1 protein-coding gene is annotated in these 779 nt (G+C 74.3%); it reads left to right on the top strand.

What is annotated here, in order from left to right; genetic code table 11:
* Positions 1 to 216: 216 nt before the first annotated feature.
* The coding region (locus DKT69_RS05525; RefSeq protein ID WP_109800504.1) for an endonuclease/exonuclease/phosphatase family protein at positions 217 to 779 on the top strand (563 nt) is incomplete at its 3' end.

Raw genomic sequence — 779 nt, 5'->3', positions numbered from 1 at the left:
GTCAGCGACAAGGGGTCCACGGGCGGCAATTCTGCCCACCCCCGGCGCACCGGCGAGACCACCTGTGGCCAGCCTCACCGCCCGGGCGGTGGGCTCAGCGGCCCCGCCGCCGCCGCAACCACAGACCGACCGACGCCACCGCCACGAACACCAGCACCGAACACACCAACGCCTTGAGCACCCGGCAACCCTGCCACGGCGACGTAGGGTGTGCTCGTGCGCCTGGCCACCTTCAACCTGCTGCACGGGCGATCCCTCACCGACGGACTCGTCGACCCCGACCGGCTCACCGCCGCCGTCACCGCCCTCGACGCCGACATCCTCGCCCTGCAGGAGGTCGACCGCGACCAGTCCCGCAGCGGCAACCTGGACCTCACCGCCATCGCCGCCCGCGCCCTGGGCGCCCCCGAACACCGCTTCGCCGCCGCCGTCGTCGGCACCCCCGGCGAACAGTTCCGCCCGCTGAACCACGACGACGACGGCCACGGCGAACCCTGCTACGGCATCGGCCTGGTCAGCCGCTATCCCGTGCGCTCCTGGCAGGTGACCCGGCTACGACCGGCCCCCGTACGATCCCCGATCTACGTCCCCGGCCCCGGCGGCGGGCTCGTCCTGCTGCGCGACGAACCCCGCGTCGTCCTCGCCGCCGTCCTGGACGCCCCGCACGGCCCGCTCACCGTCGCCGCCACCCACCTGTCCTTCGTGCCCGGCTGGAACATCCTGCAACTGCGCCGCGTCGTCCGCGCCCTGCGCGCCCTGCCCGCCCCGCGGATCCTGCT

Source organism: Micromonospora sicca (assembly GCF_003172935.1).
In the GTDB taxonomy this organism is placed as follows: domain Bacteria; phylum Actinomycetota; class Actinomycetes; order Mycobacteriales; family Micromonosporaceae; genus Micromonospora; species Micromonospora sicca.
This window is presented reverse-complemented; position numbering and strand designations above follow the sequence as displayed.